The organism is Pseudoleptotrichia sp. (genome assembly GCF_057270515.1).
In genome coordinates this window covers 12159-36490 of record NZ_DBHIXS010000010.1, presented here as the reverse complement: position 1 = coordinate 36490, position 24332 = coordinate 12159, and the positions used below count along the sequence as shown (strand labels likewise).

The 24332-nt window shown below is 31.4% G+C and carries 26 protein-coding genes; 20 read left to right on the top strand and 6 right to left on the bottom strand.

Annotated elements, in window-relative coordinates; genetic code table 11:
• Window positions 1–128 precede the first annotated feature (128 nt).
• The 10 genes from ACO5J6_RS07900 to upp all read left to right on the top strand — a co-directional run bounded on the left by ACO5J6_RS07900 (window position 129) and on the right by upp (window position 11518).
• Entirely contained in the window at window positions 129–1703 is a 1575-nt protein-coding gene (locus ACO5J6_RS07900; protein WP_485643249.1) for an L-lactate permease, read from the top strand.
• Window positions 1704–1796: 93 nt separating this feature from the next.
• Window positions 1797–4592 (top strand): isoleucine--tRNA ligase, encoded by a 2796-nt coding sequence (gene ileS, locus ACO5J6_RS07895; RefSeq protein WP_485643248.1) that lies wholly within the window; start codon window positions 1797–1799, stop codon window positions 4590–4592.
• 19 nt (window positions 4593–4611) lie between these two features.
• Entirely contained in the window at window positions 4612–5091 is a 480-nt protein-coding gene (gene lspA / locus ACO5J6_RS07890) for a signal peptidase II (protein ID WP_485643247.1), read from the top strand.
• A 22-nt stretch (window positions 5092–5113) separates the two neighbouring features.
• Entirely contained in the window at window positions 5114–5983 is an 870-nt protein-coding gene (glyQ, locus tag ACO5J6_RS07885) for a glycine--tRNA ligase subunit alpha (protein ID WP_485643246.1), read from the top strand.
• A 31-nt stretch (window positions 5984–6014) separates the two neighbouring features.
• Window positions 6015–8048 carry a glycine--tRNA ligase subunit beta gene (gene glyS, locus ACO5J6_RS07880; protein ID WP_485643245.1) on the top strand — a complete coding sequence of 678 codons (2034 nt, stop codon included), beginning with the start codon at window positions 6015–6017 and terminating at the stop codon, window positions 8046–8048.
• A gap of 302 nt (window positions 8049–8350) precedes the next feature.
• Window positions 8351–9442, top strand: a complete 1092-nt coding sequence (locus ACO5J6_RS07875; RefSeq protein ID WP_485643244.1) for an OmpA family protein — start codon at window positions 8351–8353, stop codon at window positions 9440–9442.
• Between the two features lie 164 nt (window positions 9443–9606).
• Window positions 9607–9987 carry an adhesion protein FadA gene (locus ACO5J6_RS07870; RefSeq protein WP_485643243.1) on the top strand — a complete coding sequence of 127 codons (381 nt, stop codon included), beginning with the start codon at window positions 9607–9609 and terminating at the stop codon, window positions 9985–9987.
• Window positions 9988–9989: 2 nt separating this feature from the next.
• Entirely contained in the window at window positions 9990–10379 is a 390-nt protein-coding gene (locus tag ACO5J6_RS07865; RefSeq protein ID WP_485643242.1) for an adhesion protein FadA, read from the top strand.
• 190 nt (window positions 10380–10569) lie between these two features.
• Window positions 10570–10809 carry a type B 50S ribosomal protein L31 gene (locus ACO5J6_RS07860; protein ID WP_485643241.1) on the top strand — a complete coding sequence of 80 codons (240 nt, stop codon included), beginning with the start codon at window positions 10570–10572 and terminating at the stop codon, window positions 10807–10809.
• Between the two features lie 85 nt (window positions 10810–10894).
• Window positions 10895–11518: a uracil phosphoribosyltransferase gene (gene upp / locus ACO5J6_RS07855; protein WP_485643240.1), complete on the top strand. Its 624-nt coding sequence runs from the start codon at window positions 10895–10897 to the stop codon at window positions 11516–11518.
• A gap of 345 nt (window positions 11519–11863) precedes the next feature.
• Here upp and ACO5J6_RS07850 read toward each other — a convergent pair whose 3' ends face one another.
• The 5 genes from ACO5J6_RS07850 to ACO5J6_RS07830 all read right to left on the bottom strand — a co-directional run bounded on the left by ACO5J6_RS07850 (window position 11864) and on the right by ACO5J6_RS07830 (window position 16681).
• Window positions 11864–12337, bottom strand: a complete 474-nt coding sequence (locus ACO5J6_RS07850) for a redoxin family protein (RefSeq protein ID WP_485643239.1) — start codon at window positions 12335–12337, stop codon at window positions 11864–11866.
• A 41-nt stretch (window positions 12338–12378) separates the two neighbouring features.
• Window positions 12379–13023 carry a cytochrome c biogenesis CcdA family protein gene (locus ACO5J6_RS07845; RefSeq protein WP_485643238.1) on the bottom strand — a complete coding sequence of 215 codons (645 nt, stop codon included), beginning with the start codon at window positions 13021–13023 and terminating at the stop codon, window positions 12379–12381.
• A gap of 18 nt (window positions 13024–13041) precedes the next feature.
• Entirely contained in the window at window positions 13042–14160 is a 1119-nt protein-coding gene (msrB, locus tag ACO5J6_RS07840; protein ID WP_485643237.1) for a peptide-methionine (R)-S-oxide reductase MsrB, read from the bottom strand.
• A 317-nt stretch (window positions 14161–14477) separates the two neighbouring features.
• A complete protein-coding gene (locus ACO5J6_RS07835; protein ID WP_485643236.1) occupies window positions 14478–15656 on the bottom strand; it encodes a MalY/PatB family protein in 1179 nt (392 codons plus the stop codon).
• 23 nt (window positions 15657–15679) lie between these two features.
• Complete coding sequence (locus ACO5J6_RS07830) at window positions 15680–16681, bottom strand: type I phosphomannose isomerase catalytic subunit (protein ID WP_485643235.1); 1002 nt, start codon at window positions 16679–16681, stop codon at window positions 15680–15682.
• Window positions 16682–16902: 221 nt separating this feature from the next.
• Between ACO5J6_RS07830 and ACO5J6_RS07825 the strand changes: the two genes are divergently transcribed.
• A complete protein-coding gene (locus tag ACO5J6_RS07825; RefSeq protein ID WP_485643234.1) occupies window positions 16903–17532 on the top strand; it encodes an adenylate kinase in 630 nt (209 codons plus the stop codon).
• 213 nt (window positions 17533–17745) lie between these two features.
• Complete coding sequence (gene map / locus ACO5J6_RS07820) at window positions 17746–18519, top strand: type I methionyl aminopeptidase (RefSeq protein WP_485643233.1); 774 nt, start codon at window positions 17746–17748, stop codon at window positions 18517–18519.
• Window positions 18520–18847: 328 nt separating this feature from the next.
• Here map and ACO5J6_RS07815 read toward each other — a convergent pair whose 3' ends face one another.
• Window positions 18848–19222 carry a pyridoxamine 5'-phosphate oxidase family protein gene (locus ACO5J6_RS07815; protein WP_485643232.1) on the bottom strand — a complete coding sequence of 125 codons (375 nt, stop codon included), beginning with the start codon at window positions 19220–19222 and terminating at the stop codon, window positions 18848–18850.
• 276 nt (window positions 19223–19498) lie between these two features.
• Between ACO5J6_RS07815 and infA the strand changes: the two genes are divergently transcribed.
• The 8 genes from infA (at window position 19499) to brnQ (ending at window position 24323) form a co-directional block, all read left to right on the top strand.
• Window positions 19499–19717: a translation initiation factor IF-1 gene (infA, locus tag ACO5J6_RS07810; protein ID WP_006807623.1), complete on the top strand. Its 219-nt coding sequence runs from the start codon at window positions 19499–19501 to the stop codon at window positions 19715–19717.
• 23 nt (window positions 19718–19740) lie between these two features.
• On the top strand, window positions 19741–19854 hold the full coding sequence (gene rpmJ / locus ACO5J6_RS07805; RefSeq protein ID WP_125237381.1) for a 50S ribosomal protein L36: 114 nt from the start codon (window positions 19741–19743) through the stop codon (window positions 19852–19854).
• Window positions 19855–20020: 166 nt separating this feature from the next.
• Complete coding sequence (gene rpsM / locus ACO5J6_RS07800) at window positions 20021–20386, top strand: 30S ribosomal protein S13 (RefSeq protein ID WP_006807645.1); 366 nt, start codon at window positions 20021–20023, stop codon at window positions 20384–20386.
• A gap of 29 nt (window positions 20387–20415) precedes the next feature.
• Window positions 20416–20805, top strand: coding sequence for a 30S ribosomal protein S11 (gene rpsK / locus ACO5J6_RS07795; protein ID WP_006807672.1), 390 nt, complete (start codon window positions 20416–20418; stop codon window positions 20803–20805).
• 28 nt (window positions 20806–20833) lie between these two features.
• Window positions 20834–21421 carry a 30S ribosomal protein S4 gene (gene rpsD / locus ACO5J6_RS07790; RefSeq protein WP_485643228.1) on the top strand — a complete coding sequence of 196 codons (588 nt, stop codon included), beginning with the start codon at window positions 20834–20836 and terminating at the stop codon, window positions 21419–21421.
• Window positions 21422–21454: 33 nt separating this feature from the next.
• Window positions 21455–22426 carry a DNA-directed RNA polymerase subunit alpha gene (locus ACO5J6_RS07785; RefSeq protein ID WP_485643226.1) on the top strand — a complete coding sequence of 324 codons (972 nt, stop codon included), beginning with the start codon at window positions 21455–21457 and terminating at the stop codon, window positions 22424–22426.
• A 27-nt stretch (window positions 22427–22453) separates the two neighbouring features.
• Complete coding sequence (rplQ, locus tag ACO5J6_RS07780; RefSeq protein ID WP_485643225.1) at window positions 22454–22843, top strand: 50S ribosomal protein L17; 390 nt, start codon at window positions 22454–22456, stop codon at window positions 22841–22843.
• A gap of 148 nt (window positions 22844–22991) precedes the next feature.
• Complete coding sequence (brnQ, locus tag ACO5J6_RS07775) at window positions 22992–24323, top strand: branched-chain amino acid transport system II carrier protein (RefSeq protein ID WP_485643224.1); 1332 nt, start codon at window positions 22992–22994, stop codon at window positions 24321–24323.
• Window positions 24324–24332 lie beyond the last annotated feature (9 nt).

Here is a 24332-nt window from a genome sequence, read left to right as displayed (position 1 = left end):
ATAATAGAAAAACATTATGAAATATTTGATAAGATTAACATAATTAGAGTGTCATTATAAAAATGATTAAGAAAAATAATTATAAATCAATGATTAGAAATTAGATATGTAGAGAAAGAAGGTAAAAAATGAGTTTATTTTTAATAGGACTGGTTCCGATAATATTGTTTTTGGTACTGCTGGCAGGTCTGAAAAAATCAGCAATGTTCAGTGCGTATATGAGTTTGTTTGTAGCAATTGTTCTGACTTTTGTTGTTCCTGCATGGAGAATGCCGGTACAGGGGATATTGGCTTCAGTAATAGAGGGATTTTCAGTGGCATGGATGCCGATTGGATTTGTAGTTATTGCGGCATTGTTTGCTTATGATTTGTCAGTAAAGACAGGAAAAATCGAAACAGTGAAAAAAATGTTGGGGAATATTACTACTGATAAAAGAGCTCAGGCTTTAGTGCTTGCATGGGGATTTGGAGGATTTATAGAGGGGATAGCAGGATACGGAACTGCTGTTGCAATTCCTGCGGCAATAATGGTATCTTTAGGGTTTAATCCTTTAAATGCGGCATTGATATGTCTTATAGCGAACTCTACTCCTACAGCTTTCGGTACAGTAGGATTGCCCGTTACAACAATGGTTTCAAAACTTGGGCTTGATAAAACAGGGAACTATACGCCTTTGTTTACGTCGTTGCTGTTACTGATTTTGACATGTATTATTCCGTTTATTATAGTAAAAATGGCAAATAAAGAAGTGGAAGGCGGTAAAGATTCTGCTTACGGTAGGGGAATTATTCCTATAATAGTAGCTTCAATACTGGGATATCTTATACAGCCTGTAATTGCTTTTACAATGGGAGCGGAATTGCCTACAATCCTGTCAAGTCTGTTTGCAATGATATTGATGATAGTATCTATAAAAATATTTATTAAAAATGAAGAAAATTTTGTAAAAGCACCTGTTACAGCAAAAGAGGCTTTACTTGCATGGCTTCCTTATATTCTTATGATAGTGCTTATAGTCGGCACAAGTCCTGTTGTAGAAAGTATTCATCAGTTACTTGAACCTACAACAACTAAATTTAATTTTGCCTTGGGAAATCAGGATATATGGTTTAGGGACGGAGGAGATCCGAGCGTAACATTTAAATGGCTTCTTGCTCCTGCGGCACCATTGTTTTTAGCTACTGTACTGGCAGGATTTGTTCAGAAAGCTAAAATTAAGGATATGGGAGAGGTATTATGGCATACTACAGTTCATAAAATACCTTCACTAACTGTTATTATGGGGATAGTCGCATTATCGGTAGTTATGAAACACAGTGGAATGATACAGAGTATAGCGGACGGTTTTGTAAGTCTTACAGGAAAAGGTTTTCCTATGATTTCCCCGTTTTTAGGAACAATAGGAACTTTCGTTACAGGAAGTGATTTGTCCTCAAATCTTTTATTTGGTGATTTGCAACACAGTGTGGCAGAGGGGCTGAAACCTGGCAGTGATATACTAAAATCTTTGCTTATAGCTTCCAATACAGCAGGGGCTACAGGAGGAAAAATGATTTCTCCGCAGAATATAGCAATAGCAGCTTCAACTGTAGGACTTGTAGGACAGGAAGGGGATATGCTGAAATTTACTATTAAATATTCAATAGTGTATGCAATAATTTTAGGAATATTGGTATTTATAGGTAGTGTGATGATAGCATAGTTACAGATTGATGAATTAATATCAGATATCAAAAGATAATGTAAGATAAATATATGAATTTAAAATAAGAAAATCAATGAATTTGGAGGAAAAATGTCGGAAGAACAGAATGTCGAAAAGGTGGATTATGCGGGGACGCTCAATTTGCCGAAAACAAGTTTTAAAATGAAAGCAAATCTTGCTCAGAAAGAGCCGTTAACATTAAGAGACTGGAAAAAATCTGAAATTTACAAAAAATCATTGAGAGAAGGAAATGAGTTTTTTGTGTTGCACGACGGACCGCCTTATGCTAATGGAAACATACATATAGGTCATGCCCTGAATAAGGTTTTGAAAGATATAATATTGAAATATAAGAGATTGAGAGGGTATAATGCTCCGTATATTCCCGGTTGGGATACTCACGGACTTCCTATTGAGTGGAAAATAATGGAAGAATACGGAGAAAAAGCGAGAAATATGACTCCTCTTGAAATAAGACAGGAATGTAAAAAATATGCATTGAAATGGGTAGAGAAACAAAAAGAAGAATTTATAAGACTGGGAATATTGGGAAACTGGGAAGACCCCTATATTACTTTAAGACCTGAATATGAAGCTGAACAACTGAAAGTCTTTAAGGAAATATACGAAAATGGATATATTTACAAAGGATTGAAACCTGTATACTGGTCGCCTACCACTGAAACGGCTCTTGCCGAAGCTGAAATCGAATATAAAGATGTAGAATCTCACTCTATCTATGTAAAGTTTGAAGCTTCACAGGATCTACTGGATAAATTAGGCGTAGATGAGGCAAATATCCTAATCTGGACAACAACGCCATGGACATTACCTGCGAACTTGGGAGTGTTCCTGCATCCTGAATTTGATTATGGACTGTATAAAACAGAAAAAGGAAACCTTATTTTAGCAAAAAGCCTTGCAGAAACAGTATTTGCAACACTTGGACTTTCTTATGAGCTAATAAGTGAGTTTAAAGGAACAGACCTTGAAAATACTCATTACAGACATCCTTTTATGGACAGAGAAGGGCTGGTAATGGTAGGAGATTATGTAACAGCAGATGCAGGTACGGGAGCGGTACATACGGCACCGGGACATGGAGTTGATGACTACAATTATTCCCTAAAATATGGAATCGGTATATTATCTCCTGTTGATGACAGAGGTCATATGACAAAAGAAGCCGGTAAATATGAGGGACTGTTTTATGCAAAAGCGAGTAATATAATTGTGGAAGATTTGACAAATAGTGGACATTTATTACATCACAGTAAATTTGTCCATTCCTATCCCCATGACTGGAGAAGTAAAAAGCCTGTAATATTCAGGGCTACAGAACAGTGGTTTATAAGTGTGGACGAAAGCGATGTCAGAAGAAATGCGTTGAAAGCTCTGGAAGATGTGGAGTTTGTACCTGAATGGGGTAAAAACAGGATTAATGCGATGCTTGAAACAAGACCTGACTGGACTATTTCAAGACAGAGAGTTTGGGGAGTGCCTATACCTTTGTTCTATAATGCCGAAACGAATGAAGTCATTTATGAGCCTGAAATAATGGATAAAGTAATCGAACTCGTCAAAAAGGAAGGAACTGACATTTGGTGGAAATATGAAGCTGAAGAAATAATTGGAGAAGAACTTCTTGAAAAATATAATCTGAAAAATACTAAATTGAGAAAAGAAAGAAGTATAATGGATGTCTGGTTTGATTCGGGAGCATCACATAGAGGTGTGCTTATTCCGAGAGGACTTCCAAGACCTGCTGATTTGTATCTTGAAGGAAGTGATCAGCACAGAGGTTGGTTCCAGTCATCACTTCTTACATCAATAGCAAGTACAAAAGACGCTCCTTATAAGAGGGTACTTACACACGGTTTTGTAATGGACGGGCAGGGCAGAAAAATGTCCAAATCTCTTGGAAATACAATACTCCCAAAAGATATAGTTGAAAAATACGGAGCAGATATATTGAGGCTCTGGGTGTCTTCAGTAGATTACAGGGAAGATGTAAGAATTTCTGAAAATATATTGCAGCAGATGTCGGACGCATATCGAAGAATTAGAAATACTGCAAGATTTTTAATGGGAAATCTGAATGATTTCGACTATGAAAATAAAAAAGTAAATTACAATGATATGTATGAAATAGATAAATGGGCATTGCATAAATTAGAAGAACTGAAAGAAAAAACTACACAATATTATGATAAATATGAGTTTTACAGCTTATTTCAGGAAATCAGCTATTTCTGTTCGATAGATATGTCATCATTTTATTTGGATATAGTGAAAGACAGACTGTACTGCGAAGAAAAGGATTCCCTTGAAAGAAGAAGTACCCAAACTGTACTGGCTGAAACTTTGAAAGTATTAGTAAGAATAATTTCTCCTGTTCTTTCATTTACAGCAGATGAGATTTGGGAGAGAATACCTGAAGCTCTGAAAGATGAGGAAAGTGTACATTTATCAAGCTGGATAGATTTAATTCCTGAATATAAAAACGATGAACTTGCAAAAAAATGGAGTAAAATTCAACATTTGAGAAAAGAAGTAAACAAAAAACTTGAAGCTGAAAGACAGAACGGTCTGATAGGACATTCCCTTGATGCGAGAGTTCTTTTAAAAGTTGATAATGCCGACTTTGATTTTCTGAAAGACTATACTGAAGATGAAGTATCTGATTTATTCATTGTTTCTCAGACAAAATTTGTAAATGATGAGCTTGAACAAAGTGAAATTTCGGGAATTTCCATAGGAGTAATAAAAGCATTAGGAAAAAAATGTGAAAGATGTTGGAAGTATCATGAAGAAGTAGGAAATGACCCTGAACATCCGGATGTTTGTCCAAGATGTGCTAAAGTTCTTGCTTCAGAAAAAAAATAGGAAGAAAAAGGGAAAAAATATGCTTTATATATTGATAATTATAATTCTTGGTTTAGTAGACCAGTTCACAAAATATGAAATAGTAAAATTATCTCAAGGACAGGTAGGCTACTCAATTCCCGTTCTAAAAAATTTTTTTCATATAACTTACGTGGAAAATCATGGAGGAATTTTTGGACTGTTTCAGGGAAAAATAAATGTTTTTACTGTTTTAAGTATAATTTTGATAGGATACATAGTGTTTTCCGAATTTAAGAATTTTAAGAATTATACCAAGTGGACGAAAATAGGAGTTTCCGTAATAGCGGCAGGAGCAGTGGGAAATATGGCTGACAGGATATTCAGAGGATTTGTCGTAGATATGATAGATTTTAGAGGTATCTGGAGTTTTGTATTCAATGTTGCCGATATGTACGTACATATAGGAATATATATTATTGTGATTGATTATTTTTTCAGAAAATATCGGCCAAAAAAAGGGTTACAAAAAATTAAATAAATTGGAAAGGAGATGTATTAATATGACTTTTCAGGAAATAATATTGACACTTCAGAAATTTTGGGGAGAAAAAGGTTGTGTAATCGGTAATCCCTATGATGTGGAAACAGGAGCGGGAACTTTCAATCCTGATACGTTTTTAATGTCTTTAGGTCCCGAACCTTGGAACATAGCTTATGTAGAACCTTCACGAAGACCGAAAGACGGAAGATATGGAGAAAATCCTAACAGAGTTTATCAACATCATCAGTTTCAGGTAATAATGAAACCTTCCCCTGAGAATATACAGGAACTTTATCTTGAAAGTATGATGGCTTTAGGGATAGACCCTAAGAAACATGATATAAGATTTGTTGAGGATAACTGGGAGAGTCCCACACTCGGAGCGTGGGGACTTGGTTGGGAAGTATGGCTTGACGGAATGGAAATAACGCAGTTTACTTATTTTCAGCAGGTTGGAGGAATTGAAGTTGAGATAACTCCGGCAGAACTGACATACGGACTTGAAAGAATAGCTCTTTATTTGCAGGATAAGGATAATGTCTATGATTTGGAATGGGCAAAAGGTGTAAAATACGGAGAAAGACGTTTTCAGTATGAATATGAAATGTCAAAATACAGTTTTGAGGTGGCTGATGTGCCTATGAATTTTCAATTGTTTGATATGTACGAAAAAGAGGCACTGAATTGTCTTGAGCATAAACTTGTATTACCTGCTTATGACTATGTTCTGAAATGCTCCCATACATTCAATAATCTTGATGCAAGGGGAGCGATAAGCACAACGGAGAGGATGTCCTACATACTGAGAGTAAGAGATTTGGCAAAAAAATGTGCGGAACAGTTTATAGAAGTAAGAAAAAATTTAGGATATCCGTTGTTGAAGAAATAATAAAATAACTTTGGTAAAAGGAGGAGATTATATGGATTTTCTTTTTGAAATAGGATTGGAAGAGCTTCCTTCAAGATATGTAGATAAGGCAGAAGCTGATTTGAAAAAAATAACCGAAGATGAGTTAAAAGTGGAGAGGATTTCTTTTTCAGAAATAGAGTCCTTCAGTACACCGAGAAGAGTTGCCGTAATAATAAAAAATATAGCTGAAAAACAGGAAGACCTTGATAAAAAAAGTATAGGACCGTCAATTGAAATAGCATATAAAGACGGAGAATTGACAAAAGCGGGAGAAGGATTTGTAAAATCTCAAGGTGCCGAAAAAGAAGATATTAAAATAGTTGAAAATGAAAAAGGAAAATATATCTCTGTTGAAAAATTTGTAAAAGGAAAAGAAACAAAGGAAATATTACCTGAGATATTGAGTAATATAATAAGAAAAATAGAATTTGAAAAATCAATGAAATGGGGAGATAAATCTTTCAGATTTGCAAGACCTATTAAGTGGTTTGTTACTCTGTTTGGAAATGAAGTTCTGAATTTTGAGTTTGAAGGAATAAAAGGCTCAAATAAAACGAGGGGAATGAGATATTTCGCTTCTCAGGATGTAGCGATCTCGAGTCCTTCAGAATATGAAAAAACGTTAAAAGAAAATTTTGTTATTCCCAAAAAAGATAAAAGACGTGAGGAAATTCTGAAAGGTATAAAAGAAAGTTGCGAAAAAGACGGAGACACAGCCATAATAAACGACTATTTAATGGAAGAAGTAGTAAATCTTATAGAATATCCATATGTCATAAAAGGAGAATATAACAAAGATTATTTACAACTTCCTGAAGATATTACGACAATTACAATGGAAACTCATCAGAGATATTTTCCTGTAAAAGATAAAAATGGAAAACTGACTAATAAATTTATACTTGTAAGAAATGCTCCCGAATATTCCGAAACTGTAAAAAAAGGTAATGAAAAAGTCATAGAACCAAGACTTGCCGATGCGAAGTTTTTCTTTGAAGAAGACCTGAAAAATAAATTTTCGGACAATGTTGAAAAATTAAAAGAAGTAACTTTTCAAAAAGATATGGGTACAATATATGATAAAATACGGAGAAGTAAAAAAATTGCCGAATATCTGATAGAAAAAACTGGAAAACAGTCAGATAAGGAAAATGTTCTTAGAACAGTCGAGCTTGCTAAAGCCGATTTAGTATCGAATGTAATTTCAGAGAAAGAATTTACTAAATTACAGGGCTTTATGGGTTCAATCTATGCTGAAAAACAGGGAGAAAATAAAAATGTAGCTTTGGGTATTTTTGAACATTATCTGCCAAGATATCAGGGAGATATTTTGCCTACAACGATAGAAGGAGCTCTGGCAGGAATTGCAGATAAAATGGATACCGTTATAGGTTGTTTTTCTGTGGGATTAAAGCCTACAAGCTCAAAAGACCCTTATGCTTTAAGACGTGCAGTTCAAGGTATAGTCTATGTTACATTAAGCTCGGTATTGGAATATGATTATAAAGAACTTATAAAAAAATCATATGAGATTTTTTCTGATGATAAAAAAGTAACTGAAAAAAATGTAATAGAAGACGTAACAGAGTTCTTTAAACAAAGAATAATAAATGTTTTATCAGAAAAATATAATAAAGACCTGATTAATTATGAAATTGATTTGGAAAGTAATATCGTAAAGCTTGATGAAAGACTGAAAGTATTGTCAAAATTATCAAAAACTGAGAAATTCGATAAGCTCATAAATCTGCTGAAAAGAGTAAAAAATATTTTAAAAGATGAAAAAGAAAATAATATAGCTGTCAATGAGAATTTATTTAATACTGAACAGGAAAAGAATTTGCTTTTATTTATAAATAAACTCGAAAAGATTGAAAACAGTGAATTTGAAACATATACATCTATATTGATTGATAATGAAGAGGTTATAAATGATTTTTTTGATAAAGTAATAATAAATGATGAAAATACAGAGATAAAAAATAATAGAATATCATTATTGAAAAAATTGGAAAAAAATACCGACAAAATATTAAATTTATAAAATTTAATCAAAAAATAATTTTTATTTTTTAAAATTTAATTTTTAAATACAGGTAGAAAATTTAAAAAAAGATGTTTTTAAAAAAAAGGCAATTACAAATGAAATCCAGTGTTTACAATGCTTAGAAAAAATTTATTTCTAAAAAGAAAAATTTCTAAAAATAAAAAATAAAAATAAAAACGGGAAAAAAATAAAAATAAAAAAATGGTTGATTTTTTTGACAACATATAGTATAATCTTAGAAGAAGATTAGGGAGACTATTTGAAAAATCAAATGTTTGAAATATTAAGGAGGAAATTAAATGAAAAAGTTAGTTATTTTAGGAACAGCTTTATTAGCATTAAATGCTGTAGCGTCAGAATTCCAATTAAAAGGTGGATATGATTTTAGTAGAAAATATAAAAATGGTGCATCTGCAGTAGGAGAAGATTTTAGACTTAAAGGAGGACCAACTTTAGGTTTAGAATACATTCTTGATAACCAAGGTGAATTTGAATGGGGATTAGGAGCTGAATACAAATTCTCTCCAAAATCTGGAAAATTAATTGATAAAAAAGATAAAGACGGTAAAATCGCAAGAGTAGCACCTGTCTATGCTTTAGGTAAATTCAATTTAATTACTACAAGTTCAGGAAATGATGTATTATATGTATTAGGAAGAGCAGGATATGCTTTTGCTAACGAAGATAAAAAATTAGGAAAAGCTGGAGTAGACGTTTCAGGTGGATTATATACAGCTGCAGGAATAGGAACTGAATTTGGACCTGTTTCATTGGAAGCTATATATGAAAGAACAAACTTGAAATATAAAGATAGAGACACAAAATCAAGAGATAGAGATAAAGTAGATTCATTTGGATTAAGATTAGGATACAGATTTGGAAAATTACAAAATGACAGATCACCAAAAGTAGTTACTCAAACTGTTGTTGAGCAAGTTGTTGAACCTGCAAAACCAGAACCAGTTGTAGTAAATACAAAAACTGCTGTATTCCCATTCAACTGTTCAGCTGATGAAAGAAAATGTGTAATTAAAGGATTTAAAGTTGACGGAAGAGTACCTAATCAAGCAGAAGCTAAAGATTTAGGAACTATCGCAAATGTAATTAACCAATTTGCTGATGGTGGAACAATTGATTTCATAGGACATACAGATTCTACAGGTTCAGATGCTTATAACCAAAAATTATCAGTAGCAAGAGCACAAAACGTTGCTAGATTGTTAAGAGAATATGGATTGAAAAACTCTATATCTTACGGTTCAATCACAGGTAAAGGAGAATCTCAACCAGCTGATACTAACAAAACTGTTCAAGGAAGATACAATAACAGAAGAGTTGAATTATTCTTCCAAAACGTTGACTTCAATAACGTAAAATTAATCAATCAATAATTTGTTAAAATTTAATATTCAAAATAAAAAAGAGCTATTAAATTAGCTCTTTTTCTTAAAACGAATTGGTCAAGAAAAATATTGACAAGGTAGTATAAATAATATATAATATACAAAAGATTTGTTTTGAAATATAATTAATTAAATATCTTTAGGAGGATGTTATGAAAAAATTAGGAATTTTATTTGTATTGTTAAGTGCAGTTTCATTTGCAGATTATCAAACATTAAATGCTAAATATAACAAATTGGAAAATGAATATAACCAACTTGTTAATATGGAAAATCAGCAATATTCAAAATTGAGAGGAAATGCTGAAAATGCTTCTCAACAGTTACAGGAAAAACAAGCCTTGAAAGCAGCTATTGAAGAAAAAATGGTTAAATTGGAACAAACAAGAAACACAAAATATTTCAAAGGTGAGTATGAAACTCTTGTAAAAGAATATAAAAATGTAGTAAAAGCATTAGATGTAGAAATAGCAAGATTATCTAAAGTAGTAGATAACTTTAATAAAGTAGAAGAATTAAAAGGAGGAAATTAAAAATGAAAAAAAAATTAGCAATTTTAGCAGGTGTATTAGTATTAAGTAGTATGGCTTATGCAGCACCAGCAAAAAAATCTTCTTTAGAAGACAGTTTAAACAATTTAGAAAAACAATTACAGAGATTAGACCAAATGGAGCAACAAAAATTCAATGAGCAAGCAGCTTTAGCTCAAGCAGCTCAACAAAGATTGGACAAATATGTAGCTATGCAAGCAAATATTGACCAAAGAATAGCTGATATTGAAGCAAATGCTAATACAAGTATCTTTGGAAAAGAATTCAAACAAAAAATGGCTGAATTCAAATCTTTAAGAGCTGAATTAGACAAAGAAATCAAAAAAGAACAAAAAATATTAGAAGATTTTGAATTGTTGAAATCTTTAAGATAATAACCTTAGTAAATAATATTGCTTACAAAAGATTATTTAATTAGTGAAAAATAGGTTTAAGATTTTATTGAACCTATTTTTTATTTATTTTGTTTCAAAAAATCACTTGAAAATATGATGAAAATATGATATTATTATTTGAAATAGCGAAAAAAATATCGTAAATTTAATAGATAGAAAGGAGTCAAATATGAAAAAAGATATACATCCTGACTACAGATTTGTTGTATTTGAAGATACAAGTAACGGAGATAGATTTTTAGGAAAATCTACAAAAGCTTCAAAAGAAACGACAACTTTTGAAGGACAAGAATATCCTGTAATTAAAGTTGCAACAAGTTCAACTTCGCATCCTTTTTATACAGGTAAATCTAAATTTGTCGATGAAACAGGAAGAGTTGATAAATTTAAGAAAAAATATAATTTATAATACGGGCAGAGTTACTATTTTTAATAGTAGTATTCTCTGTTTTTTTTTGAGAATTTATAGAAAATAAAGAATGGAGTGATTATCAATGGCGGTTTATGAATTAAAACATCCTCTAATTGAGCATAAACTTACAAATTTAAGAAATAAAAATACTGATACAAAGCTATTTAGAGAAAGTTTGAATGAAATAGCAGGACTTATGGTTTATGAAGCGACAAAACATTTACAATTAAAAGAAATTGAGATTGAAACACCTATTCAGAAAACAAAAACAAAAATTTTAGATGAGCCTGTAACATTAGTACCTATTTTGAGAGCGGGTCTGGGAATGGTAGAAGGTATCTTACAATTGCTTCCCAATGCCAAAGTCGGACATTTGGGAGTATATAGAAATGAAGAAACTTTGAAACCTGTTTACTACTATGCAAAAATGCCTATGAATGTGGCAGAAAGTCAAGTGTTTATAACAGATCCCATGCTTGCGACAGGGGGGTCCATGATTTATACTATTGATTATTTAAAGGAAAAAGGAGTAAAAAATATTACCATGTTGTGTATCATAGGTGCTCCTGAAGGCATAAAAAAGGTCATAGAGAAACATCCTGACGTTGACCTTTATATAGCTGCAATAGATGAGGGACTTAATTCTAAGGCATATATTTACCCTGGATTGGGAGATGCAGGAGATAGAATATTCGGAACGAAATAATGAGCAATTTAGATGATAGATTAACAGAATAAGTTATTCTGAAAAAATAATAATACAAATAACAATACAGATATAGTTTTAAAATTTTTTAGGATAACTCTTTGAAGTATCATAAAAATTTGGTAGATATAAAAATAAATCCAAAAATATTGAATTTAGTTCAAATCATTTTTGGATTTTTTGTATAAATACTTTTAGTAGTAAAAATAAGGGAAACTGAAATTATAATAAGGTCAAAAAAACTTTTTCTTAAGAGAATAAGATCGTTCATTTTTTTAAAATTTGTAAAAGTTTTTATTCCTCTTCTTATTATAAGTTCATCGTCGATAATCAGAATATTATACATTATTTTACGGCTTCTTTTATCTGTTCGGCATTCAGATGTCCCGGCAGAACTTTTATAATATTTGAATTTGAATCCAGTATAATATTTGAAGGATATCCTCTAATCTGGGCTTTTTTCAGGACTTCTCCTTTTTCATCTATTAATACTGTAATATTCTTATATTCCAATCCTTTATACCATTGTACAAATTTATCTTTAGATTTTTCTCCTCTATGTCCGGGAGAAGCTATTGCTATAATGTGAAAATTTTTGTTTTTATCTGCACTTAATGAATTTATTTCATGTAATCCTGCAAGACATGTAGGACACCATGAAGCCCACATTTTTATATAAACTTTTTTTCCTTTATATTTACCGAGTGTAACAGTTTTGTTGTTTAAGTCTTTTAACTGAATTCCGTCCAATGAAGTGCCTCCTGTCGCTAAAGAATTGAAACATAACATTATCATCAGAAATGTAATAATCTTTTTCATAATTTTTATCCTTTCTATTATTCTTTTATATTCAATTATATTTAAAAATGCAGTTTGTCTGCTATGAGTAAAATACCCATTAAAATTATAAGGACACCTCCTATGATTCTGAATTTATTTAAATGTTTATTTAAATTTTTTGCTTTTTCCAAGACTTTTTTTGAAAAAAGAGAAAATAGTATAAATGGCATAGAAAGACCTAAAACATAAATAAACATCATCATTCCTCCATATAGAGCCGAACCTTCGTTTCCTGAAATTGCAAGGATAGAACCTAAAACAGGACCGATACACGGAGTCCAACCTAAACTGAATGTCAGCCCTAATATCAATGCTTCCAATGATGAATTTTTACCATGAGTGTCTACCGTAAGTAATTTTGTTTTTTCCAGTTGTTTAAGTTTGATTATTCCTGTCTGATGTATTCCTAAGATAATAACGAGAATGCCTGCTCCAATCCTTATATAATCATTGAAAAATATATGACCTAAAAATCCTGCACTAAATCCTAAAGATACAAATGTGAAAGATAACCCGAGTATAAATAAAAATGTATTTATAACTGTTCTTTTTCCTTTACTCAAAATTCCCAAATATACAGGTACTATAGGGAAGATGCATGGAGAAAAAAAAGATACAAGCCCTGCTGTAAATATTCCTCCTATAAATAAATGCTGTTCAAACATATTTTTTTTACTCCTTAATTATTTTATTAGATTTACAAGGTATCCGTAACCTTCTTTTTCCATATTTTCTAATGGTATAAATTTTATAGATGCACTGTTTATACAGTATCTTAGTCCGCCTTTGTCTTTCGGACCGTCGTTAAATACATGTCCTAAATGTGCTTTTCCACTTCTGCTTAGGACTTCTGTTCTTATCATGTTAAAACTGGTGTCTTCCTGATAAGTAACAACTTCTTTTATAATAGGTTTTGTAAAACTTGGCCAGCCGCAGCCTGAGTCATACTTATCTTTTGATGAAAATAGGGGTTCGCCGGTAGTTATATCTACATATAACCCTGCTTCATGATTGTCCCAGTATTCGTTACTGAAAGAATGTTCGGTATTTTTTTTCTGAGTAACACTGTACTGTAAAGGAGTCAGTTTTGACTGAAGTTCCTTATCACTCGGTTTAGGGTAGTCATTAGGGTCTATAATAACATTATTTGCCTGTTCCAAATCTATATGGCAGTATCCGTTAGGATTTTTCTTCAGGTAATCCTGATGATATTCTTCAGCTAATATGTAATTTTTCAATGGCTCTACTTCAACCTGAATTTTGTCGTTATATTTTTTTTGCTGTTCTTCAATTTCTTTTAGAATAATATTTTTATCTTTTGAGTCTGTGTAATATATTCCCGTTCTATATTGTATTCCTCTGTCATTTCCCTGTTTATTTACACTTGTAGGGTCTATAACCTGAAAATAATATTTCAGTAATTTTTCAAGGGATATTTTATTGGTATCATATTTTACATGTACCGTTTCTGCATGGCCTGTACCGTGTATCAGCTGATAGTTTGTATCAGTTGTTTTTCCATTGGCATAGCCTACAGTAGCGTCCTTTACTCCATATATTCTTTCCATATAAGCTTCAATCCCCCAGAAACACCCTCCTGCGAGATATATTTCCCTAATGTTCTCTTTTGTATCGGATTTTGCGGTATTTTTGTCGTCCATTATCATTCCTTTCTTATCATTCATATTTTGCATTTTCATATCTTTTTTAGATTTTGACATATTGTCATTTTTCATAACCGTAACTGCTGAAAAAAGAACAGCAGATAGAGTAAATAAAATGAACACACTTTTGTATTTCATAATTTCATCAGATAAAAGATAAAGTTTTTTTATCTTTTTAGCACTCCTTTCGATAAGTTAAATATTGGTATCATTTTCAAATTTAGAAACTAAATTAAGTACGGATAATTTTATTTTCTATTTTCGGATATATATCTTTTTCCTCGAAAATATTTTTACATACAAATATAATACTATATTTATGTTATATTGTCAATGAATAAAATAAAATATTTAAAATCAAAATTTAACAATAAAAACAATGTAAAAAATAATATTTTATTATATGAATAAATATATTTTTTACATTGGAATTATAATTAATTATTATACAGAGTTTATTTTAAAAGTTTGTTTACAGCATTTTTCAGTTGTTCCATTGCCTTTTTTAGGACAGCTCTCGGACAGGCGGAATTGAGCCTCATAAATCCTTCCAAATCTTTCTGAAAGGCTCTTCCCGGATTAAGTCCGAGTTTTGCTTTTTTTAACATAAATTCTTCAAGCTCTTTTTGATTTAACCCTAATTCCCGACAATCAAGCCAGATTAAATAAGTAGCTTGAGGAATATTTGATTTTATCTTAGGAATGTTGTCTTTTAAATAATTATGAACAAACATAATATTATCTTCAAGATACTTTTTCAACTGGGAAAGATATTCATCTCCCTCATTGTAAGCAGCGATTGTAGCGACTAAATTGAAAGGATTGTTTCTATGTACTTCAAGGTCTTTCCAAAATTTGTCGAACTTCTGTTTTTCCTGTAAATTGTTGAATACTACAGTTGCACATTGTAATCCCGCAAGATTGAAGGCTTTTCCCGTAGATGTGCAAGTGATAGTATTTTTGGCGATTTCTTCTGAAACACTCGCAAAAGGGATATGCTTATTTCCCCATAAAGTGAGGTCTGCATGAATTTCATCCGATACTACGGGAACGTTATATTTGATACATAAATCTCCAATAGCTTTCAGTTCGTCATAAGTCCATACGTGTCCGATAGGATTCTGAGGGTTACAGAAAATAAATAATTTTGGCTGTTCTTTCAGCTTATTTTCAAGATCTTTCAAATCTAAGAAATATTCTCCGTCTTTCTCCGAAAATTTATTTTCAATAACAGTTCTCCCGTTATCATGATTAATATCATAAAATTCGGAATAAACAGGTGTCTGAATTAGTATTTTATCGCCTTTTTCTGAAAATTGCTTAACTAATGTAGCAAGGGCGGGAACAACACCTATGCTGAAACTTAACAGTTCCTTGTCCACATTCCAGTTATGCTGTCTTTTTTGCCAATTTATAAAAGACTGAAAATATTCATCAGGTCTGTAAACATAGCCGAAAATACCGTGTCTTGCTTTTTCTTCAACAGCTTTTATTATGGGTTCTGCCGTTTTGAAATCCATATCGGCAATCCAAAGGGGAATAACGTCATCCGTTCCGAATTTTTTCATAAGTTCGTTGTATTTCGTAGAATGGTTATTTTTTCTGTCAATTATTTCATCAAAATTATATTTCAATTTACTTCACCTCTTTCAATATTTTATTCAATAATCGTTCTTAATATTTCAAAATTTCCTTTTAAAGTAACATTTATATGAGGAGGAACTAATATAGACTCTCCCTTTTTTATATTAAGTGAACAGTTGTCTTGACTTTCAGTTTCCATATTACTATCTGATAAGTCTTTATCCTGTATAATTAAGCCTTCTCCGTCCAGTATGGAATAAATAATCATACTTTTGTCATTTGTGTCCGAAAAACTGTCGTTTATTTTTATTTTGTCAATGGAATAATATTTTTTTCTTATAATGTTTTTCCTTGTTTCATTTTTAGCAAAATCTGTATTTACAATGTCTACTTTTCTGTCAAAATCTATAACATTCGACGCTTCTTTAATGTGCAGTTTTCTCTTTACACCATTTTCCAATCTGTCAAAATCATAAATTCTGTAAGTAATGTCCGAATTTTCCTGTATCTCTGCAAAAAGAACACTGCCTTTCAGTGAAGCGTGTACCGTTCCCGGAACAATATCTATGAAATCACCTTTTTTTACGGATTTTTCCTCGAATAATCCTTTGAAATCATTATTTTCAGCTTTTTTTAAAAAATCGCCCTTTGTAATACCGGGTTTCATACCCATTATAAGGACAGCATCATCACTGGCTTCCATAATATACCATGACTCGCTTTTTCCAAGTTCATTATGATTTTTCATGGCAATCTCATCATTCGGATGTACCTGTATGGAAAGTCTATCATTTACATCAAGATACTTGATAAGCAGAGGAAATCTGTCTTTATACTCACTGTAAACTTTTTCTCCTACAAGTTTTCCTTTATATTCATTGTAAACTTCCTGTAAAGTTTTTCCTGCAAGAAAACCGTTTTCTATGATACTCATTCCGTTAGGATGAGCTGAAATTTCCCATGATTCTCCTATTTTTTTATCTTTTGGGAGAGTCATACCGAGTTTTGTTTCAAATTCTCGACCTCCCCAGACTTTTTCAATAAAAACTTTTTTAAATTTTAACGGATACAGCATAATTAAAATTCTCCTTTTGAGTTTATCTGTGTTCAATATTTATATTGAAATAATAACATTTTAAAGGGCAAAAAACAACATTAAAATGGGATATATTTGTTATAGCTGATATACCATTCAAATTTACTTAAAAATATGGTAAAATAAATAATAAATAAGAAATAAATACAGGGAAAGGAGTACACGAATTACTGTTATTGCTGATTTCGTGTGAAAAAACTATGAATATAATATTATTTGGAGCTCCGGGAGCAGGAAAAGGAACTCAGGCGAAAGAATTGACTAAAAAATATGAAATACCTCAAATTTCCACAGGAGATATATTGAGAGCTGCTATTGCCAATAAAACTCCATTGGGACTGGAAGCTAAAAAACTTATGGATGAGGGGAAACTCGTATCGGATGATATAGTAAACGGACTTGTGGAAGCAAGACTTCAGGAAGCCGATTGTGAAAAAGGATTTATTCTGGACGGATTTCCGAGAACAGTTGCCCAAGCTGAAGCACTTGACGGGATACTTGAAAAATTTAATAAAAAAATAGAAAAAGTTATTGCACTTGATGTAAGTGATGATGAAATTATAGAAAGAATTACGGGAAGAAGAGTATCGAAAAAAACAGGGAAAATTTACCATATCAAATATAATCCTCCTGTAGACGAAAATCCTGAGGACTTGGAACAGAGAGCTGATGACAACGAAGAAACAGTAGTGAAAAGACTTGAAGTATATAATAAACAGACTGCTCCTGTATTGGATTACTATAAAAAACAGGGAAAAGTCTATACCGTTGACGGAACTAAAAAATTGGAAGAAATTACAAAAGATATAATTGAGATATTGGAAAAATAAAATTACAATATGTTATCATAGTGCATTTTTAGATAAGTTCTTATTAGAAAATATTATTTTGAAATAAAATTATGGTAGGTTATTAAAACACGTGTCTAATTTTAGTAAGAATTTTCGTAGATAAAATATTATCTGAAAACAATGAGAAATAAAGAAAATGAAAATAATAAGAAATAAAGAAAATAAAAGAAAATAATGGAAAGAAGTAAAAAAATGATAGTTTATAAAACATTGGATGAAATAAAAAAAATAAAAAAAGCAAATGAAATTATAGCGAGATTATTTGAGGATATACTACCGAAACATATAAAAGCAGGGATAAGCACTTATGAATTGGATAAAATATCCGAAGATTATATAAGAACTCAGGGGGCAATCCCCGGGACAAAAGGCTATGATATAGGAAGACCTTATCCGCCTTATCCCGCTTCTACATGTATTTCTGTAAATGAAACAGTAGTACATGGTATTCCCGATAAAAAAATAGTTTTGAAAAATGGAGATATTGTAAGTATCGATACAGTTACGGTTCTTGACGGTTATTTTGGCGATGCAGCGATAACTTATGCTGTAGGAGAAATAGACGAAGAATCGAAAAAATTACTTGAAGTAACTGAAAAAGCCAGAGATTTGGGAATAACTTATGCTGTAAAAGGAAACAGAATAGGAGATATAAGCCATGCTATTCAGGAATATGTTGAGAGTTTCGGGTTTTCTTTAGTGAGGGATTTTGCAGGACACGGTGTAGGAAAAGAAATGCACGAAGACCCTATGGTTCCTAATTACGGGAAAGCAGGAACAGGTGCAAAAATAGAGGACGGAATGGTTATAGCTATAGAGCCTATGGTAAATGTAGGAAAATATCCAATCAAAATAATGAAAGATATGTGGACTGTAAAAACTAAAGATAATTCCCGTTCGGCACATTTTGAGCATAGTGTAGCCATAGTAGACGGAAGACCTTTAATATTGAGCGTAAAAGAATAGATTTGAATTTTAGAATTATTGGAGATTGGAATATTGAGTATCATAGCTAAGTTGTTAGTATTTCTTGTAGCATTGGAATATATTTATATTTTAATAATAGAAATGTTTTTTAATGAAAGTGAAGTTGCACAGAAAGATTAATTTGGAGCGTATTTGAAACAGGAATGTTTCAGATTCAACTTGCTTTGTTTTTTTAGCTTTATGACAATAATAAAATACACAAAATTTGTGATTCGGTTATTTTTTTATTTTAAGAGACAGCCTCATTATTTTTTAAATTTTTCTTTTGAGGCAGTCTCTTTTTAATTGATAATTTGATTGATAATTTTTACAATAATTGTTTGGCTAATGTTACAGTTATTTCAAAAACTCTTGTTAGAAAAGGAAACTTTTCTATCATAAAATCAAAATCTTCTCCCGAAGTCAGAAATTTCCCTATCCCTTCGATTAAAAAGCCGGTTCCCTGATAATTGTTATTTCCCATAACTTGTCTGCTGCCCAAAGCGATTTTTACTTTATCGTTTACATTTATATCTTTTTCGGCACGACTAAATCCTGCGGCAGGAATAAGTATTCTGTTTCCATCTTTTATTTGCAGATAGGAATTCCAAGTATTAGTAATATTCGGTTCTCCATTTCCCCAAGTTACAACTGAAACAACACCTTCATGTTTTAATACCTCAAAAAATTTATCATTTAACATATTTGCCTCCTATTTTCAATATAAATATTAACGTTTCGATCTTTTCTATAATTTATATGATTTAAAAAATTATAGAAATAAAAAAATTACACAAATAATATAATATAATTATAGCAAATATGATAAATTAAAACAACTAAATATAGACAAAAAGAGAAAAATAGCGTATAATACTTTAGTTATGCTAAACAATTAAAAAATAAGTCCAAAATATGAAAAAATACTGGACATATTTTTGATTTTTTGATATACTTGAAAGGATCCGAGGTGATTTTTATGGCAAAACAGGATGTTCTGGAATTGGAAGGTGAAATTTTAGAAGCCTTACCTAATGCCATGTTTCAAGTTAGACTTGAAAATGGACATGAAGTTTTAGGGCATATCTCAGGAAAAATGAGAATGAACTATATAAAAATTTTGCCAGGCGATAAAGTAACGGTTGAAGTATCTCCGTATGACTTGTCAAGAGGCAGAATTGTATATAGAAAAAAATAACATTTTTGGAAGGAGGGTTTTTAATGAAAGTGAAAGCTTCAATAAAACCGATATGTGACAAATGTAAAATAATCAAACGTCACGGAAAAGTAAGAATAATATGCGAAAACCCTAAACATAAGCAGATACAAGGATAAGAAAACAAATAAGCAGTCTTGAAAAAATTTTTATTTAATTATATATAGATATAACTGATAAAAATTGTAAAGATATGTTTGGCTGTAGGGCTTATTCCTTATGTTTTTTTATGTAAGGGCATATTGAAGAAGATTTAAAAATATCAAAAACAAGGAGGAAAAGAATTTGGCTAGAATAGCGGGAGTTGATATTCCAAGAAATAAAAGAGTAGAAATTTCACTTACTTATATTTTCGGAATAGGTAGAAGCACTTCAAACGAGATTTTAGAAAAAGCAGGTGTTGACAAAGACATCAAAGTAAAAGATTTAACTGAAGAACAAGTAGGAAAAATCAGAACAATAGTTGAAGAGTACAAAATCGAAGGGGAACTTAGAAAAGAAATCAGACTTAATATTAAAAGATTACTTGATATTAAGAGTTACAGAGGATTAAGACACAGAAACGGGTTGCCTGTAAGAGGACAAAAAACTAAAACAAACGCAAGAACAAGAAAAGGGCCTGTAAAAATGGCGATAGCTAAGAAAAAATAAGAAAATTTAAGTTAAGGAGGAAACCATAAGTGGCTAAAAAACCAGCAGTTTCAAAAAAGAAAAAATTAAAAAATATTCCTAACGGGATAGCATATATACATTCTACTTTTAATAATACTGTTGTAACTATAACAGATTCTGAAGGTAAAGTTGTAATCTGGAAATCAGGAGGAACTTCAGGGTTCAAGGGGACTAAAAAAGGAACTCCGTTTGCAGCTCAGATAGCAGCAGAACAGGCGGCACAAGTAGCAATAGAAAACGGAATGAAACAAATAGAAATAAAAATAAAAGGACCGGGTTCAGGAAGAGAAGCTTCCATAAGATCTATACAGGCTACAGGCCTTGAAGTAACAAGAATAGTTGATATAACTCCGGTACCTCATAATGGTGCTAGACCGCCTAAAAAGAGAAGACCGTAAATTTATTAAATAAGGAGGAAATAGATAAATGGCAAGAGATAGACAGCCGGTGTTAAAAAAATGTAGAAATCTTGGCTTAGATCCAAGCATTTTAGGAGTTAATAAAAAATCAAACAGAAATATAAGACCGAATGCAAATAGAAAATTAACTGAATATGGAACACAGTTAAGAGAAAAACAGAAAGCAAAATTTGTTTATGGAGTAATGGAAAAACAATTCTATAAATTATATGAAGAAGCTACAAGAAAAGAAGGAGTAACAGGGGAATTATTACTTCAATACTTAGAAAGAAGATTAGATAATGTTATTTACAGATTAGGTTTTGGTACAACAAGAAGACAGGCAAGACAAATTGTCAGTCATGGGCATGTGCTTATAAACGGTAAAAGAGTTAATATAGCATCTTACAGAGTAAAACAGGGAGATGTAATTTCTTTAAAAGAAAATTCAAGAGAATTAGCTATAATCAAAGAAGCAGTGGGACAAAAAGCTGTTCCGGGATGGTTGTCATTGGATGAAGGAACATTAACTGCAAAAGTATTGGAAAATCCGGGAAGAGATTCAGTTGACTTTGAAATTGATGAAGCAATGATTATCGAGTTTTACTCTAGATAATAATAATCTAATAATCCAAGGAGTTGATTTAGCTTGTTAAATATTGAAAAAATAGCTAAAAATATAAAATTGACAGAAGAAAAGGAAAACAGATATACAGCTAAATATACGTTAGAGCCTTTATACAGAGGATACGGAAACACTATTGGAAATGCGTTGAGAAGAATATTGTTATCATCAATACCGGGGTCAGCTATAAAAGGTCTTAGAATAGACGGTGTATTGAATGAATTTTCGACAATACCCGGAGTAAAAGAAGCTGTTACTGATATAATACTGAATGTCAAGGAAATAGTTGTAGAGCTTGATGAGCCGGGTGAGAAAAAAATGGTTTTATCCGTTAAAGGGCCTAAAGTAATAACTGCAGCTGATATTAAGCCTGATGCAGGTATAAAGATTATAAATCCTGAACAGGTTATTGCAACTGTAACAACTGACAAAGAGATTAATATGGAATTTTTAGTTGACTCGGGAGAAGGGTTTGTAGTTTCCGATGAAATAGATACTGAAGGTTGGCCTATTGGATATTTAGCAGTTGACGCAATTTATACACCTATAAAAAAAGTTAATTATACTGTTGAAGATACTATGGTTGGTAGGGTTACAAACTATGATAAATTAGTATTGGAAATTTCTACAGACGGAAGTATCGAAATACACGATGCATTGTCATATGCTGTGGAATTGTTGATATTACATGTAAAACCGTTTACAAATATCGGTAACAGTATGAGCAAATTCAGAGGTAATGAAGATGAAGTATCATCAGTAAGTGCTGAAGCTGAAAGCAACATAGAAGATATGAAAATAGAAGAACTTGATTTCACAGTAAGGTCTTATAATTGCTTGAAAAAAGCAGGTGTAAATACAATATCCGATTTGACATCAATGACATATGTCGAATTACTTAAAATTAAGAATTTAGGAAGAAAATCCCTAAATGAAATCATTGATAAAATGAAAGAACTTGGCTACGATTTAAGTGAAGAAGCCGCAAATCAATAAAAACTGTATCAAGGAGGGAAGTAGTAAATGAATCATAATAAATCATATAGAAAATTAGGTAGAAGAAGCGACCATAGATTAGCTATGCTTAAAAATATGACTATTTCTTTGGTAAAAGCTGAAAGAATAGAAACAACTGTTACAAGAGCAAAAGAATTAAGAAAATTTACTGAAAAAGTTATAACATTAGGAAAAAAATATAATAATCTTAATCAGGAAAATAATGAGGAAAGAGCTAAAGCAATCCATTTAAGAAGACAAGCTTTCGCATTTTTAAGAAATGAAGAAGCAGTTGCTAAAATTTTTAAAGAAATAGCACCTAAGTATATGGATAGAAATGGTGGTTATACAAGAATTATCAAGACTGATGTAAGAAGAGGAGATTCTGCTGAATTGGCGATAATCGAATTAGTATAATTAAATAAAAATTTTTTTGAGAAGTCGGTATCTGGTGGTATCGGCTTTTTTAAAAATAAAAATTCAGTAAATATTATTTTAGTTATTTTGTTTTTAAAAAACTGCTATTATAATATCAGATAATGAAAGGATATGAATCAAAATAGAAATGAAGAAAAAAGAATTAATAATGATAGGACTGATGACTTTTTCCCTATTTTTTGGAGCAGGAAATCTTATATTTCCTCCAATGTTAGGAAAGCAGGCAGGGACAAATCTTTTTACAACTATGATTTTTTTTAGCATTACGGCTATAATTTTTCCTATTCTTGCGATAGTTGCCGTAGCAAAATCTGACGGACTCAAAAAGCTTGCAAATAAGGTAGACCCCGTGTTTTCAATAATTTTTACAGTGGCTACTTATCTTGCAATAGGACCTGCACTGGCAATTCCTAGAGCAGGAACTTTACCTTTTGAGATAGCAATATCTCCTTATTTACCTGCCGAAACATCAAAAAGCCTTGCATTATTCATATATACGACAGTATTTTTCGGAATAGTATACTGGATAAGTCTAAGTCCGAATAAACTTTTGGACAGAATAAGTAAAATAACTTCACCAATATTTCTGATAATGATATTTTTATTATTTATAGGGACTTTCATAAAACCTATGGGAGAGTATTTGTTGCCTGAAACTTTGTATTCCCGAAACGGAGGATTACAGGGATTTCTCGACGGATATATGACATTGGATGCGTTAGCCGGACTGAATTATGGACTGGTTGTAGTATATGTTATTAAACAGAAAAATATTTTTGAAGAAAACAGAATAACAAAAATCGTAATTACAACGGGAATTTTTGCAGGTATTATACTCTTTACAGTTTATATGATGCTGGCTCATGTAGGAGCTTCCAGTGCTGCAATATTTCCTCAGACAAAAAACGGTGCTGAAATATTGGCAGTTGTCGTAAAATATTCTTATGGAGAATTCGGTACAATATTACTGGCAGGAATATTTACAATAGCATGTCTGAATATAGGTGTAGGTCTGATTACATCAATAAGTCAGTATTTTAATTCGCTGTTGAAAAAAGTATCTTATAAAATATGGGTTACGATTTGGGTTATATGGAGTTATATGCTGGCAAATTTAGGCTTAAATAAAATAATGGAATACAGCATTCCTATATTACTTGCAATTTATCCTGTTTCATTAGTACTGATTATACTTGCATTAATTGATAAATATATTGAAAGTAGCTCAATAGTGTATAAAATAACAGTATACCCCACTATTGCAATAAGTATAATACATACTTTAAATAAAATGGGGATAAAAGTACCCGTAATAACCTCATTAATGGAAAAATTACCGTTAAATAATGCTGATTTGGGATGGCTGTCAGTTTCATTTATATGTTTTGTAATCAGTTTGTTCATCATAAAGTTTACAAAAAATAAAAAAAATTGTCTTGATATATCCGATAAATTTTAAAAGAGGCGT